Genomic DNA, 14889 nt, shown 5'->3' with positions numbered 1-14889 from the left:
CTCATGACATGGAGCTCGTGGCACCTCCACCTCGCCACCACCGCCCGGTCCGCGCACGACCGCGTCCTGACCGACGTGATCGGCCCCACGATCGGCGAACTCGCCCCCGGCACACCCTGGTTCTTCATCCGTTACTGGCAGGCCGGACCCCATCTGCGGCTGCGGATCAGGGACTTGGACCCGGACACGTACGACCGTGTCGAGGAGGTGCTGCGCGTCCGGCTCGCCGACGCCGGCAGGCTCGGGCCCGGCGAGGAGCCGCTCGACCCCGACGCCTACCTCGAAGGCGCGGGGGCGCTCGCCTCCGCGGGCGAGCAGGGCGACGACCGGCACGTGCGGGCCATGCTGGCGCCCGGCGTCCACCGCGCCGACTACGACCCGGAGTTCGACCGCTACGGCGGCCCCGCCCTGATGCCCGCGACCGAGGACCTGTTCCGGCTCTCCAGCGAACTCGTCCTGCGCCTCGCGCCGAAGGCTCCCGCGCAGACCCAGCGATCCCTGCTCGCCCTGCGCGGGACCATGGCAGCCGCCGCGGCCCTCGGTGACAGCGCCGAACGCGGCTACTTCTACGCGCACGGGCTCGGCGCCTGGCGGGCCTGGGCCGGGGAGGCCGGCTACCCGGACGAGCTTCTCGACTCGCTGACCACGATCACCCGGGACGCCGGGGCCAAGCCCGTGGACCCGCTCGCCCACGGCCCGTTCGCCCGCTGGCACGACGGACTCGCCGCCCTCACGGGCGACATCCGGGAGAAGTCCCCGACCCACCCCGGAATGATCCTCTTCTCCCACGCCCACATGCTCCACAACCGCCTGGGCCTGAGCCTCCTGGAGGAGCTGCGCAACTACGCCTGGCTGGCGCATGTCTTCCCGGTCGCGCAGAGCGTGCTCGCCTGAACAGGGACACGCACGACGAGGCCCGGCCGGTGAATCACCGGCCGGGCCTTCGTGTGGCGCCGCGCGCGGATCAGGCGCGTACGAACACCGCCGTCACCCGCACCCGCAGCACGGGACCCACCATCGCCCGCATCGCGCTCACGCCGCACGCGTGCCGGTCGACCGCCGCCGACGCGCGGACGACCGTACGGGCGCCCTCCGGAACGACCTCGTCGACCGTGAGGACCAGTGGCACCGCGCGGCCCTTGACGGACAGCAGGCCCGAAACGGTCCAGGGCTCGCCCGTGGCGAGGCTCTCACCGTCGAAGCGCAGGAGCGGGTGGCGCTCGGTGTCGAGGAAGGCGGGGCCACACACGGCGTCGTCCCTGCGCGGGTTCCCGGTCGTGAAGCCGGCCGCGTCGAGCGCGACGTCGAGGTGCCCGAGCCTGCCGTCCCCGTCGAGTTCCGCGGCGCCGGAGCGCACCGGCATCGACCCGGTCACCGGGAGGAGGAGAAAGTGCCGGCCGGTGAACTCGACGGAACTGGCGGAAGGCTCGAGGGTCCAGGCGCCGGCGAGATCGGCCGGTCCGGGGCGCGTGTGCGGTTCGGTGAGCGACATGCGAGGGGTTCCCTTCGGGAAGTGGGGGGCGAGGTGCCGAGGGGGCCTCCGAGGAGGCCCCCGAGAAGTGCGCGGGGTACGGCGCGTGGCCTACTCCGGCCGCGGGTCCCAGCGGAAGCTGCGCACCGCGATCAGGGCGCCGACGACACCCCAGGCCGCGAGGACGGCGAGGTCGCGCCACTGGTAGCCGGAGTTCTGCGCGAACGGCGCCAGCATCGCGTCGTTGAACGGCTTCACCGGGAGCAGCCCGGCGATGTTGTTGAGGACCTCGGAGTGGATCGGGAAGTAGCTGCCCGAGATGAACACCAGCGGGAACTGGATGAACTGCACCACGGCGGGCGCCGCTTCCGAGTTCTTGATGAGCGAGGCGACGCCCACGCCCAGCGCGCAGAAGCTCGCCGCGCCGAGCACGAGGGTGAGCACGATCGCGCCCCAGTGCGTCGGCAGCGGCACGTCGTACAGCGAGCCGATGCCGATGACGAGCGCGACGTCGACGACGCTCACGACGATGCAGTGCACGAGCAGACCCGTGAAGTAGACCCAGGCCGGCAGCGGCGTCGCGTGCAGCCGCTTGAGCACCCCGGTCTGCCGGCGCATCGCGAGGACGATCGCCAACTGCCCGTAGCAGGCGCCCAGTACGGACACCGCGGCGATGGTCGGCGTGTAGTACTGCATGCCGGACAGGCCGAAGAAGAACTTGTCGTCGGCGCTTCCGCTGAACACCGCGCCGAAGATCGCGATGATGACGATCGGCAGCACGAACGTGAACACCATCGACTGCGGGTTGCGCCAGAACGACAGCTGCTCGTAACGGATCTGGTGGCCGAGCAGCGCCAGCGGGCTCCGCTCGGTGCGCGCGGTGCGCCCGGCGCCGGCGGCCGTGGTCGGGGTCAAGGTGGTCATGAGCGGCTCCGTCCGGGTCGGCGCCCTCGCCGCGAGGACGGCCCGCGCCCGCGTTCGGAGGACGGTGAGGATGCTTCCTGTTCCGCGTACTTGCTGGTCAGGCCCAGATAGATGTCCTCGAGCGTGGGCTGCTCCACGGTCAGGCGCTCCAGCGGGGTGCCGCGCCGCAGCGCCCACTCGGTGAGCCGGTGCAGCGCGGCCGTCGGCTCGTCCGACTCCGCCGTGACCAGGCCCTCCTGCACATCGCTGACCTGCAGCGGCACGTCGGTGAGGGCCGCGCCGTGCGGGAGCAGGAAACGGATCCGGGCCAGCGCGCTGTCCCGGCCGCCCAGCGTGTCGGGGGTGCCCGCGGCGACGATCTCGCCGCCCGCGATCACGGCGACCGAGTCGGCGAGCGCCTGCGCCTCGTCCATGTAGTGCGTGGTCAGGACGATGGTGGTGCCCGCGTCCCGCAGGTTCTTGACGACCTCCCAGGCCCCGCGCCGCGCGTTCGGATCGAAGCCCGTCGTCGGCTCGTCGAGGAAGAGGAGCTGCGGGTTGCCGACGACGCCGAGCGCCAGGTCGAGCCGCCGCTTCTGCCCGCCGGACAGGTCCTTCACCTTCGCGCCGCGCTTCTCGTCGAGCCCGACCAGGTCGATGACCTCGTCGATGCCGCGGGGCGCGGGGTAGTAGCCGGCGTTGCGCGCGATCGTCTCGCGCACGGACAGATACGGCTCGACGGCGATGTCCTGGAGCACGAGCCCGATCTGCCCGCGCAGCCACTTGCCGTCCGCCTTCTTGCCCGGGTCGCGCCCGAGCACCTCGACGCTCCCGCCGTCCCGGCCGCGGAAGCCCTCGAGGATCTCCAGTGTGGTGGTCTTGCCCGCGCCGTTCGGTCCGAGCAGGGCGAAGATCTCCCCGTCCGAGACGGTGAAGTCGACGCCGCGTACGGCCTCGTGGTCCCCGTAGCGCTTGCGCAGGCCCTCCACGGCCACCGCGGTCACCGCGGTCCCTCCGCTTCCGTCACTGTGTGCCTCCCGGCGTCGTCAGATATCGCTGTCACCTGGAAGTTAGGTCCGGTCAGGGGCCCTTGAGCGGCCCTGGCCCGGTTCCGATGACGGACGTCACGCAAGCGGCGACAGTTGTCAGGTCAGGGGTGACGGCCGTTGCCGCGCGGGCCGGGAGCCGCCGATGCTCTGGGAGCGGCGAAGGGCGGGACCCCGGCACGACGGGCTCCTCGCACCGCCGCGCACCTGGCCGGTAGACAGCGACGCGGAAGGCGGTCCCAGACGTGCGGTTCGGGGAAGTGGGCGAAGGGGAACGGCCGCGGATCACTGTGGTCGGCGCGGGCATCGGAGGCCTGGCACTGGCCGGCGCGCTGGCCGCGCACGACATGCCGTACGTGGTCTTCGAACAGACCCGGCGCCTCGCGGAGGTGGGGGCGGGCGTCCAGCTCTCGCCGAACGCGATCAGGCCGCTGCTGCGCCTCGGCCTCGGCCCGGCGCTGCGCGAGCACGCCGTGCGCATCGAGGCGATGGAGGTACGCGGCTGGACCGGCCGCCCCATCGCCCGCACACCGCTCGGCGAGGACTGCGAGCGGATGTTCGGGGCGCCGTACTACGCGATCCACCGCGCGCATCTGCACGAGGCGCTGCTGTCGCTGGTCGACCGGGACAGCCTCCGGCTCGGCCAACGCCTGCGCGGCGCGGCCGAGGCGGGTGACGGCGGCGCCCGGCTCACCTTCGAGGACGGCACCGTCCGCGACGCGGAGGTCGTCGTCGGCGCCGACGGCATCCACTCCACCGTCCGCGAGACGTTCCTGAGCGACGAGCCGGTCTTCGCGGGGCTCGGCATCTACCGGGGACTGGTCCCCGTCGACCGGCTTCCCGACGAGGCGCGCGCCGCGCTCGTGCGGCTCTGGCTCGGTCCCGGCGGGCACTTCGTCTGCTATCCGGTGTCCGGCGGCCGCCTCCTCAGCTTCGCCGCGACCGTCCCCATGACGGACGCGCCGCCCGAGTCGTGGTCGGCGCCCGGCGACCCGGAGGAGCTGCGCCGCGCGTTCGGCTCCTGGACGGGCCTCGTCTCCGACATCGTCGAGGCCGTCGAGGTGACCCACCAGTGGGCGCTCCACGACCGGCCGCCGCTGCGGCAGTGGTCGAGCCGCCACATCACGCTCCTCGGCGACGCGGCGCACCCGATGCTGCCGTTCATGGCACAGGGCGCCAACCAGGCCGTCGAGGACGCGATGGACCTGGCGGCCTGCCTCGCCGCCCCGACCGACGAGCCCACCGGCACCCGCCTCGCCCGTTACGAGTCCCTGCGCATCCCGCGCACGGCCGAGATCCAGCGCGGCTCCCGCGGCAACGCCGGGGTGCTGCATCTGCCCGACGGCCCGGCCCAGCGCCGCCGCGACGCACAGATGGCGGTGCACGCCGCCCTGCGCGACCGGACGACGCTGTACGCCCATGAGACGGGACGCAGCGTGGTGCCTTCGGGGGTGTGACGTCCGCGCTCGCCCTGAGCGGGTGTGACGTCGAAGGCGCGCCTTTTCGCGAGGTGACAGGGCAAGGTGACGGGGCGTCGGCCTCCGTCTACTGTTCGGCGCATGCAGTCCTACACCATCGGGCAGGCGGCGCGTCTGCTCGGCGTCAGCCCCGACACGGCACGCCGCTGGGCCGACGCGGGCCGCGTCGCCACCCACCGCGACGAGGGCGGCCGCCGTCTGATCCGCGGCCAGGACCTGGCCGCCTTCTCCGTCGAGGTCGGCCAGTCGGGACCCGACGGAGAGGACGCCTCGTACACCTCCGCGCGCAACGCCTTCCCCGGCATCGTCACCGGCGTGCAGCTCGGCGACGTGGCGGCCCAGGTCGAGATCCAGGCGGGCCCGCACCGGCTCGTCTCGCTCCTGACCCGCGAGGCCGTCGAGGAGCTCGGCCTGGAAGTGGGCATGCGGGCCGTCGCCCGCGTGAAGTCGACCAACGTCCACATCGACCTCACCTGACCCGGTCCACGGGCGCCCGGATGCGGGGGGTGTACGTAGCGACACCCGAGGTCCGGGCCGTACGCCCCATGTGCCGGAGAGCCGCCGTCCCTGACGTCGTGGACATGGCGCAGACGCCGCCGTGACGACGACTACGGCGCGATCCTGCTCTCCGTGGGCTTCGCCCTCCTGTCCCCGGCCCTGCTGCGCGTCCTGCCAGGCCGCGCCGAACCCCTGCTCACCGCACTCACCGGCGCGAGCGGCTGTCTGACGGCACGGAACATGCGACGGCGCGCCGAGCAGCTCTCCGGCGTCCTGATGCCGCTCGTCCTCTTCACCGGCATGGCCACGGCCACCCTTTACGTGCAGGCCGTGGAGAACGACGCGATCGAGGCGTCCGGTCTCGACAGGTCCGTCGAGGACAGGAATCTGGAGACCCTCACTTTGTGGTCGTCGGCATCATCGTCGTCTTCGCCTGCGTGATGCTCGTCAACACGCTGTACGCGGCGACCTCCTACCGAGTCCGTGAGTTCGGGCAGCAGCGCCTCGCCGGGGCCACGCCGGGCCAGGTCCTCGGGACGGTCACGGTCGAGAGCCTCGTACTCACGGTGACGGGTGTGTTCTTCGGCACGGTCGCGGGCCTCGCGGGCATCCTGCCCTTCACCACCGTCCGCACCGACTCGACCCTGCCCGGCCAGGGCCTCGGGATCTGGCTCTCGGTCGTGGCGTCGGCGGCCACGGCGACGTTCGTGACCAGCCTGGGAACGGCCCGCAGGGCCCTGCGCGTCGAGGCCGTGGACGCCGTCGCGATCGCCTCCTGACACCGGATCCGCCCGCCCGGCACGGTCCGCGCCCGCCACCACGGCGGATGCGGACCGTGTCGCTGTTGGGCTGAACGGGTGACTTGGCGTAAGAATGGCGGGTGCAGACAACAGTACGAGCCCGGACGGGGTGGGGGCAGTGAACAGCCACGACGTCACTGACGAACAGTGGGAAGGGCTCGCCCAGGTCGTACCTCTGCGCGGCCGTAACGCATGGCCGTCGGCGGTCGATCACAGGGCCGTTCCCGAAGCGGAGACCGAGGCGCGGCGACGGTTCGTCGTGCTGCGGGTCAACGTGTTCGCGGACGCCCGCGAGGTCGCCGAGACCGTGATGACGGGCATCCCCGTGCTGCTCGACCTGAGCGGCGCCGAGTCCGAAGTCGCGAAGCGCGTCCTGGACTTCAGCAGCGGCGTGGTCCTCGGCCTCGGCTGCGGCATGCACCGCGTGGACCGCAACGTCTTCCTGCTCGCCCCTCCCGGCACCGAGGTGCAGGACTTCGTGGCGGGGGCCGTACCCCGGGCCTAGGGCCTGTCGTCACATTCCCGTCTGCCCGGCGGCGTCTGGCACGCACTCCCCCTGGCTCTCGGCTTTGCTCGAGCAAGGGGGACCCCCATGCGGCGTTGCCGAAAAGCCCTGGTAGCTCCGCTACAAGGGCTCTCCGGCGCCTTGCGATCGCACGCACCGGACGCCGCCGGGCCCGCCCCTCGGGCGGACGACGGGAATGTGACGACAGGCCCTAGGGCCCTTCGGCCGGATCGCCTCGGGCCGGACCGGGGCCCGCGAGCCCGGCACCGAACGGGAGGGCCTGGTCACCCGGCCCAGGCCCTGCGGTCCCTCGATCGTAGGAAGATCCACCCGGAATAACGGTTCTCCGGGCGGAGCGCCGCCTACCGTCCGGGACATGACCTTGCTCGCGCGGGGCGGCGGCGCACCCTCGGCCCCCCAGGACCGGCCGAGCCTCACCGAACTGCGGCTCTCCGCCTTCGCCGCGCACCGAGGCGCCGGCTTCCCTCTCGGCCCGCTGACCCTCTTCGCCGGGCCGAGCGGCAGCGGCAAGTCCTGCGCCCTGAAGGCCTACGAGGGTCTGGCCCGGCTCGGCGGCGGCGCGGCCCTCGACGAGGTGTTCCCCGACCCGTCGGCCTGCGTGCCGGACCGGTCCCGCCCCGACGCGCAAGGACGCCGCGGCTTCCGCCTGGGCTGCACCGTCACCGGGCCCGTCGGCCCGGTCCGCCTCGACCTCGCGATCCAGGCGGAGCCCGAACTGCGCATCGTCGGCGAGCGGTTGACCCACGACGGGCGCACTCTCCTGGAGACAGCCCTGCGCGACCCCGGACGCCGCGTCGTCCAGGCCGCCTGGCACACGGCGGGGGCAACCCCCGTGACCCGCGCGCCCCTGCCGGACGACCTGCTCGGCACGGCGCTCCTGCCGCTGCGCGTCGCGGGCAGGACGGAAGGCCAGCGGCTCGTCATCGCCGCCGCCGAACAGGTCGTGGTCGCCCTGCGCTCCGTCTTCTCCTGCGACCCCCGGCCCGACCGCATGCGCCGCCCCGCCCCGGCCGCCGCCGACCGCCTGCTGAGCGGCTGCGACAACCTCGCCGCCGTCCTGTGGCGCACACGCTCCGAGTGCGGCACCCGGCACGCGCTGCTCGTCGCCGCGGCCCGCGCCGGCTGCGCGGGACCCGTCGTCGACGTCCTGTCGGAGGACCTCGGCAACGGCACGGTGCGGGCCGTGCTCGACCGGGGCGACGGGCTGCGCACCCCCGTCGACCGGCTGGGGGACGGAGAGTTGAGGTACCTGGCGCTCGCCCTGGTCCTGCTCACCGGCCCCCGGGTGCTGGCGGTCGACCCCGCGGCGGAGGTCCCCGAGGCGTACCAGACGCTCACCGTCCTCGCCGACGGCCTCGACCGCAGCCTCGACCCGCGGCAGCTTCGGGAGCTGACGGCGCTCGCGGTGCGGATGTGCGGGCGCGGGCACATCCGGCTCGCGGGGGCGGTCGGCGACGGGACGTGGGCGGCACGGGAGCACGGCGCCGCGGTGGTAGACCTGGGACCGTGACAGAACTTGATGTGGCGGGGCTGCAGCGCCGGCTGGCCCGATTCGCGGCGGCCAGGAACTGGGAGCAGTACCACACGCCGAAGAACCTGGTGGCCGCGCTGAGCGTGGAGGCGTCCGAACTGGTCGAGATCTTCCAGTGGTTGACCCCGGAGGAGTCGGCCGGCGTGATGACGGACCCGGACACGGCGCACCGGGTGCGCGACGAGGTCGCGGACGTCCTCGCGTATCTGCTGCAACTGTGCGAGGTGCTCGGGATCGACGCGCTGGCGGCCCTGTCGGCGAAGATCGACCGCAACGAGGACCGGTTTCCGGTGCCTGGGGAGGGCTGAGACCGGCTGCGGAAGCGCCCCACGACCGCTCTTGTCACTCTATGGAGTCACGAAATTATCAACATTGGATTCCGTGTCCACAGATTTCGGTCGTCCTCTGGCTTTTCGTCTCTCTGGCCCTCACTCTGGGTAGTGGACAAGGGAGTTCGGGACGGGGGCTGCGCATGGACGCGGTGCGACTCATCAGGGCGAGCCGACGGGCCCTGGCGGAGAGCCAGGACGCGCCGGCCATCACGCGGGAGGCATGGCAGGCCCAGGCCCTCGCGCAGGCCATGGGGAACAGGCTGGCGAGAGAGGGCCCGCCGGAGCTGAGGGGCGAGGCGCTCGGGCTGAGCGAGGCGGGCGGCAGAGGCTGCTCGGGTTCGGCGATCCCGGTCATCGGGTCGGGCGGGATACGGGCGGCGCAGCTCACGGAACTTCCGGAGGCGCACAAGGCCCTGATCGGTCTGGCCGCGCTGCTCGGCGAGGTGGGGATCGCCCTGGTGGGCATAGCCAGCGAAGCCGAGGAGGAGGGAGCGTACTGGCACTGCATGGACGCCATCGACGCCGCCGACGAATCACGGGACAGGGTCCTCGAGATAATCCGTCGGCTCGGGCTGCGCCGCGACACCATGTCGGAGCCGGACTCGGCGGCGTAGGGCCACCAGTTGCTGCGGCTGTAGCGGCGGGCTTCGGGGGCGCACCGGCATCGGTGCGACGCGCCCCCGGCGGGGTCAGGGGCGGTGGCCCTTGTGGGCGGACGGGGCGCCGGGTCCGGGGGACTGCTGAAGGTCGGCGTCGAGTTGCGACAGATCCGCGTTGAGGGCGGCCATCAGCTCTTCCATCTGCTGGAGCAGACCCTTGGGTGCGCCCTTCTGATCCGGCACGGCCGGTTCGTGCACGACCTGCTCTGACACGGCTTCCTGGGACATGACGGCCTCCTCGGCCCTCACCCTCCCCGCGGGGGAGAGCAGGTGACGCAAGCGTCGCCCGGCAGCGGCAGCCGCCGCCGGTACGGGTGCCGGGAGGTCCGGCTCCGCCCGAGCCAACGATCACTCGCGTGACGGGTCACTGGTGCGCGCCCCGGCCACGTGGCGGGTTGACGGACATTCACCCGACAGGGGCGCGGCCGGAGCGGTGGGACCAGCGGAGCCGATGGTCGGCCGTGAAGCCATGAAGCCGTTCGGCGGCTCAGGAAGCAAGGAGCCTAGGAGAGCTGGGGCATCACCTCGGTGGCGATCAGCTCCAAGTGGTCCAGGTCGTCCAGGTCGAGCATCTGGAGGTACATGCGCTGCGAGCCGACGGCCTGATAAGCGGCGATCCGCTGTACGACCTCGGCGGGCGAGCCGGCGAGCCCGTTCGCCTTCAGCTCGTCCACATCGCGGCCGATGGTGGCCGCGCGGCGCCTGACGTCGGCGTCGGTCTTGCCGACGCACGCGACCAGGGCGTTGGAGTAGACGAGGCTGCCGGCGCTCCGGCCGTGCTCCTCCGCCACCGCACGGACCCGCTTGAACTGCTGCTCGGTGTCGGTGAGCGACGCGAACGGGATGTTGAACTCGTCGGCGTACTGCGCGGCGAGCGCCGGGGTCCGCTTGGCCCCGTGCCCGCCGATCAGGACCGGCACCTTGTTCTGCGCCGGCTTGGGCAGCGCGGGGGAGTCCTTCAGCTGGTAGTACGTCCCGTTGAAGTTGAAGCGGTCGCCGACGGGCGTGTTCCACAGGCCCGTGACGATGGCGAGTTGCTCCTCGAGGCGGCCGAACTTCTCCTTCGGGAAGGGGATGCCGTAAGCCTCGTGCTCGGCCCCGTACCAGCCGGAGCCGAGGCCCAATTCCACGCGTCCGCCCGACATCTGGTCGACCTGCGCGACCTGGATCGCGAGGACGCCCGGGAGGCGGAAGGTGCCGGCGGTCATCAGTGTGCCCAGGCGGATCCGCTTGGTCTCGCGGGCGAGACCGGCCAGCGTGATCCAGGCATCGGTGGGGCCGGGGAGCCCGTCGGCGGAGCCCATGTGCAGGTAATGGTCGGAGCGGAAGAACGCTCCATAATTGAGGTCTTCAGCGGCCTTCGCCACGCGGAGCAGCGTCTCGTAGGTGGCGCCTTGCTGCGGTTCTGTGAATACTCGAAGATCCATTCAGCCATCATGCACCGGTCACTTCTGGTGACCTTTTAGAACCGCAGCGTCCCCGGGGAGAAATGCGTGGTCGGGGGCGGTACTGGCGGACCATACTCGGACGCGTGTTCCTGACGATCAGCACGACCGGCACCCCTGAACGCCCCGCGACCGACCTCGGATTTCTGCTCCACAAGCATCCCGGCAACGCGCAGGCGTTCTCCACCTCGCACGGAACCGCGCATGTCTTCTACCCGGAGGCGTCGGCGGAGCGCTGCACCGCGGCGCTGCTCCTGGAGGTGGATCCGGTCGCGCTCGTGCGCCGCGGCAAGGGCAAGGGCCGTGGCGGCGCCCCCGACGCGGCGCTCGCGCAGTACGTGAACGACCGGCCGTACGCCGCCTCGTCGCTGCTCGCGGTGGCGATCGGCCATGTGTTCTCCAGCGCCCTGCGCGGACAGTGCAAGGCCATGCCCGAGCGGGCCGAGCAGCCGATGCCGCTGCGTGTCGAGGTGCCCGCGGTACCCGCGCGCGGCGGGGCGGCGCTGGTGCGCCGGCTCTTCGAGCCGCTCGGCTGGGCCACGGTGACGGCCGACCCGGTGGCGCTCGACGAGCAGTTCCCCGAGTGGGGCGACTCGCGCTATGTGCGTCTCGTCCTGGAGGGCGAGCTGCGTCTGGCCGAGGCGCTGCGGCATCTGTATGTGCTGCTGCCCGTGCTCGACGACGCCAAGCACTACTGGGTCTCGGCCGACGAGGTCGACAAGCTGCTCCGGGCGGGTGAGGGATGGCTGCCCACCCACCCCGAGCAGACGCTGATCACCAGCCGCTACCTCTCGCGGCGCCGGGCGCTCACCCGCAGCGCCATGGAGCGCCTGGAGCTGGTGCGGCTCGCCGACGCGGACGACGCCGACGTCGAGGACATCGACAACGCGGTCGACGAGGCGACGGACACCGAGGAGCGGCCCGTACCGCTGGCCGTTCAGCGGCGCGACGCGATCACCGCCGCGCTCAGGGCCGCCGGGGCCGGGCGCGTGCTCGACCTGGGCTGCGGACAGGGCCAGTTGGTGCGCGAGCTGCTCAAGGACACCCGGTTCACCGAGGTCGTCGGAGTCGACGTGTCGATGCGGGCCCTGACGATCGCCGCCCGTCGTCTCGCGATCGACCGGATGGGAGAGCGCCAGGCCTCCCGCGTCACCCTCCTCCAGGGCTCGCTCGCGTACACCGACAAGCGGCTCAAGGGGTACGACGCGGCGGTACTCAGCGAGGTCATCGAGCATCTCGACCTGCCGCGGCTGCCCGCACTGGAGTACGCGGTCTTCGGCTCCGCGCGGCCGAGGACAATTCTCGTGACGACGCCGAACGTCGAGTACAACGTCCGCTGGGAGACCCTGCCCGCCGGACGCGTCCGGCACGGCGACCACCGCTTCGAGTGGACCCGTGAGGAGTTCCGCGCCTGGTCGCGCGCGGTCGCCGAACGACACGGCTACGGCGTGGAGTTCGAGCCCGTGGGGCCCGACGACCCGGAGGTCGGACCGCCCACGCAGATGGCCGTCTTCACCCTCACCGAACAGACCCCGGCCGACCCGAGCCCGAAGGAGGCGAAGGCCGCATGACCACCACCCACGCTCGTACGCTCCCCGTCACCGACCTGTCCCTCGTCGTCCTCGTCGGCGCCTCGGGGTCCGGCAAGTCGACATTCGCGCGGCGGCACTTCAAGCCCACCGAGATCATCTCCAGCGACTTCTGCCGAGGCCTCGTCGCCGACGACGAGAACGACCAGAGCGCCAGCCGCGACGCCTTCGACGTGCTCCACTACATCGCGGGCAAGCGCCTCGCGGCCGGGCGGCTCACCGTCGTCGACGCGACCAACGTCCAGCAGGAGAGCCGCAAGCAGCTGGTCGACCTGGCCCGGCAGTACGACGTGCTGCCCATCGCCATCGTCCTCGACATCCCCGAGGAGGTCTGCGCCGCGCGCAACGCGCAGCGCGCCGACCGAGCCGGCATGGCGCGCCGTGTCATCTCCCGGCACACCCGCGAACTGCGCCGTTCCCTGCGCCACTTGGAGCGCGAGGGCTTCCGCAAGGTGCACATCCTGCGCGGCGCCGAGGAGGCCGACAGCGCCGAGGTCGTACGCGAGAAGCGCTACAACGACCTCACGCACCTCACGGGTCCCTTCGACATCATCGGCGACATCCACGGCTGCGCCGCGGAGCTGGAGACGCTGCTCACCCGGCTCGGCTACGTCGACGGTGTGCACCCCGAAGGCCGTACTGCGGTCTTCGTCGGCGACCTCGTCGACCGGGGGCCCGACTCCCCGAGCGTCCTGCGGCGCGTCATGGGGATGGTCTCGTCGGGGCACGCGCTGTGCGTGCCCGGGAACCACGAGAACAAGTTCGGCCGTTACCTCAAGGGCAGACAGGTCCAGCACACCCACGGTCTCGCCGAGACCGTCGAGCAGTTCGCGGGCGAGAGCGAGGAGTTCACCCAGGAGGTCGCCGCGTTCGTCGACGGCCTCGTCAGCCACTACGTCCTCGACGGGGGCAAGCTCGTGGTGTGCCACGCGGGCCTGCCCGAGAAGTACCACGGGCGCACGTCCGGGCGGGTGCGCTCGCACGCGCTGTACGGGGACACGACCGGCGAGACCGACGAGTTCGGCCTGCCGGTGCGCTACCCGTGGGCCGAGGAGTACCGCGGCAGTGCGGCCGTCGTCTACGGCCACACACCGGTCCCGCAGGCCACCTGGCTCAACAACACCATCTGCCTCGACACCGGCGCCGTGTTCGGCGGCAAGCTGACCGCGCTGCGCTGGCCGGAGCGCGAACTGGTCGACGTACCCGCCGAGAAGGTCTGGTACGCGCCGTCGAGGCCGCTGCGGACCGAGGCGCCCGGCGGGCAGGACGGGCGGCCGCTCGACCTCGCCGACGTGCACGGACGACGGTCCGTCGAGACGCGGCACGCCGGCCGTGTCGCCGTGCGCGAGGAGAACGCGGCGGCGGCCCTCGAAGTCATGAGCCGCTTCGCCGTCGACCCGCGCCTGGTCCCGTACCTGCCGCCGACCATGGCGCCCACGGCGACCGCCGGCGCGGGAGCGCGTGGCGGAGCCGCCGCTGAACACTTCCTGGAGCACCCCGCCGAGGCCTTCGCCCAGTACGCCGCCGACGGAGTCGGGCGCGTCGTGTGCGAGGAGAAGCACATGGGCTCGCGGGCCGTGGCCCTGGTGTGCCGGGACGCGGGTGTGGCGCGCGAGCGCTTCGGCGTCCCTCAGGGGCCCACGGGCGCGCTCTACACCCGTACCGGACGGCCCTTCTTCGCCGACGAGCAGGTCACCGAGGAGATCCTCGGCCGGGTGCGCGCCGCCGTCACGGAGGCGGGGCTGTGGGACGAGCTCGACACGGACTGGCTGCTGCTCGACACGGAGCTGATGCCCTGGTCGCTCAAGGCGTCGGGCCTGCTGCGCTCGCAGTACGCGGCCGTGGGCGCCGCGTCCGGTGCCGTGTTCCCGGACGCCGTCGCCGGTCTGGAAGCGGCGGCGGCGCGCGGTGTCGACGTGGGCGAGCTGCTCGGCAGGCAGCGTGAACGGGCCGCCGACGCGGCCGCGTTCACGGACGCCTACCGGCGCTACTGCTGGACGACGGACGGGCTCGACGGGGTGCGGCTCGCGCCGTTCCAGATCCTGGCCGTGCAGGGCAGGTCGCTGGCCGCGCTGCCGCACGACGAGCAGCTCGCCCTCATCGACCGGATGGTCGAGAACGACGGTTCGGGGCTCCTGCAGACCACCCGGCGGCTCTTCGTGGACACCGGGGACGAGGCGTCCGTGAGCGCCGGTGTCGACTGGTGGCTGGAGATGACCGGGCGCGGCGGCGAGGGCATGGTCGTCAAGCCGGTCGAGGCGCTGACCCGTGACGGCAGGGGCCGGCTCGTCCAGCCCGGCATCAAGTGCCGTGGCCGCGAGTACCTGCGGATCATCTACGGTCCCGAGTACACGCGCCCCGACCACCTGGAACGCCTGCGCGGCCGTTCCCTCGGACACAAGCGCTCGCTCGCGATCCGCGAGTACGCGCTCGGTCTCGAAGCGCTGGACCGCCTCGCGGACGGGGAGCCGCTGTGGCGGGTCCACGAGGCGGTGTTCGCGGTCCTCGCACTCGAGTCGGAGCCGGTCGACCCGAGGCTGTGAGGGCACCGGTGTGAGCCGCCACCCAGCTCCCTGATTGCACGGGCGCGGGCTGTCCGGCCGGGGAAAGA

14 protein-coding genes and 1 pseudogene are annotated in these 14889 nt (G+C 72.4%); 10 read left to right on the top strand and 5 right to left on the bottom strand.

Annotated features, from left to right (window positions below; translation table 11 throughout):
- Nucleotides 1-3 precede the first annotated feature (3 nt).
- The gene (locus ACFC96_RS33540; protein WP_376250934.1) at nt 4-894 is read left to right on the top strand and encodes a thiopeptide-type bacteriocin biosynthesis protein; all 891 of its coding nucleotides are present in this window, start codon (nt 4-6) and stop codon (nt 892-894) included.
- Between the two features lie 70 nt (nt 895-964).
- Here ACFC96_RS33540 and ACFC96_RS33535 read toward each other — a convergent pair whose 3' ends face one another.
- The 3 genes from ACFC96_RS33535 to ACFC96_RS33525 form a co-directional block, all read right to left on the bottom strand.
- On the bottom strand, nt 965-1492 hold the full coding sequence (locus ACFC96_RS33535) for a YceI family protein (RefSeq protein WP_376615706.1): 528 nt from the start codon (nt 1490-1492) through the stop codon (nt 965-967).
- Nucleotides 1493-1582: 90 nt separating this feature from the next.
- A complete protein-coding gene (locus ACFC96_RS33530; RefSeq protein WP_376250938.1) occupies nt 1583-2395 on the bottom strand; it encodes an ABC transporter permease in 813 nt (270 codons plus the stop codon).
- Nucleotides 2392-3378, bottom strand: coding sequence for an ABC transporter ATP-binding protein (locus ACFC96_RS33525; RefSeq protein ID WP_266674995.1), 987 nt, complete (start codon nt 3376-3378; stop codon nt 2392-2394). The genes ACFC96_RS33530 and ACFC96_RS33525 overlap by 4 nt, the downstream gene beginning before the upstream one ends.
- Before the next feature lie 287 nt (nt 3379-3665).
- Between ACFC96_RS33525 and ACFC96_RS33520 the strand changes: the two genes are divergently transcribed.
- The 7 genes and pseudogenes from ACFC96_RS33520 (at nt 3666) to ACFC96_RS33490 (ending at nt 9199) form a co-directional block, all read left to right on the top strand.
- Nucleotides 3666-4877 (top strand): FAD-dependent monooxygenase, encoded by a 1212-nt coding sequence (locus tag ACFC96_RS33520; RefSeq protein WP_376615704.1) that lies wholly within the window; start codon nt 3666-3668, stop codon nt 4875-4877.
- A gap of 102 nt (nt 4878-4979) precedes the next feature.
- Nucleotides 4980-5375 carry a molybdopterin-binding protein gene (locus ACFC96_RS33515; protein WP_376250942.1) on the top strand — a complete coding sequence of 132 codons (396 nt, stop codon included), beginning with the start codon at nt 4980-4982 and terminating at the stop codon, nt 5373-5375.
- A gap of 132 nt (nt 5376-5507) precedes the next feature.
- A pseudogene (locus ACFC96_RS33510) lies at nt 5508-6175 on the top strand (FtsX-like permease family protein); the annotation flags it as partial.
- 139 nt (nt 6176-6314) lie between these two features.
- Nucleotides 6315-6701 carry a cell division protein SepF gene (locus ACFC96_RS33505; protein WP_340460405.1) on the top strand — a complete coding sequence of 129 codons (387 nt, stop codon included), beginning with the start codon at nt 6315-6317 and terminating at the stop codon, nt 6699-6701.
- 376 nt (nt 6702-7077) lie between these two features.
- Nucleotides 7078-8232 carry an AAA family ATPase gene (locus ACFC96_RS33500; RefSeq protein ID WP_376615702.1) on the top strand — a complete coding sequence of 385 codons (1155 nt, stop codon included), beginning with the start codon at nt 7078-7080 and terminating at the stop codon, nt 8230-8232.
- Nucleotides 8229-8561 carry a nucleotide pyrophosphohydrolase gene (locus ACFC96_RS33495; RefSeq protein WP_227297874.1) on the top strand — a complete coding sequence of 111 codons (333 nt, stop codon included), beginning with the start codon at nt 8229-8231 and terminating at the stop codon, nt 8559-8561. Before ACFC96_RS33500 ends, ACFC96_RS33495 begins: the two co-directional genes overlap by 4 nt.
- 164 nt (nt 8562-8725) lie before the next feature.
- Nucleotides 8726-9199, top strand: coding sequence for a DUF6099 family protein (locus ACFC96_RS33490; protein ID WP_116508799.1), 474 nt, complete (start codon nt 8726-8728; stop codon nt 9197-9199).
- 75 nt (nt 9200-9274) lie between these two features.
- Here the strand turns inward: ACFC96_RS33490 and ACFC96_RS33485 are convergent, their stop codons facing one another.
- A complete protein-coding gene (locus tag ACFC96_RS33485; RefSeq protein WP_376615701.1) occupies nt 9275-9472 on the bottom strand; it encodes a hypothetical protein in 198 nt (65 codons plus the stop codon).
- Nucleotides 9473-9747: 275 nt separating this feature from the next.
- Nucleotides 9748-10671 carry an LLM class F420-dependent oxidoreductase gene (locus tag ACFC96_RS33480; protein ID WP_376250945.1) on the bottom strand — a complete coding sequence of 308 codons (924 nt, stop codon included), beginning with the start codon at nt 10669-10671 and terminating at the stop codon, nt 9748-9750.
- A gap of 104 nt (nt 10672-10775) precedes the next feature.
- Here ACFC96_RS33480 and ACFC96_RS33475 point away from each other — a divergent pair, with 104 nt between their 5' ends.
- Both ACFC96_RS33475 and ACFC96_RS33470 read left to right on the top strand, forming a co-directional pair.
- Nucleotides 10776-12260: a 3' terminal RNA ribose 2'-O-methyltransferase Hen1 gene (locus ACFC96_RS33475; protein ID WP_376615699.1), complete on the top strand. Its 1485-nt coding sequence runs from the start codon at nt 10776-10778 to the stop codon at nt 12258-12260.
- Nucleotides 12257-14821: a polynucleotide kinase-phosphatase gene (locus ACFC96_RS33470; protein WP_376615697.1), complete on the top strand. Its 2565-nt coding sequence runs from the start codon at nt 12257-12259 to the stop codon at nt 14819-14821. The genes ACFC96_RS33475 and ACFC96_RS33470 overlap by 4 nt, the downstream gene beginning before the upstream one ends.
- The last annotated feature ends 68 nt before the right edge of the window (nt 14822-14889 follow it).

The sequence above is a fragment of the Streptomyces sp. NPDC055955 genome (genome assembly GCF_042270245.1).
Taxonomy (GTDB): domain Bacteria; phylum Actinomycetota; class Actinomycetes; order Streptomycetales; family Streptomycetaceae; genus Streptomyces.
Note: the sequence above shows the minus strand (reverse complement) of the source record. Positions and strands in the feature narration are given on the sequence as shown.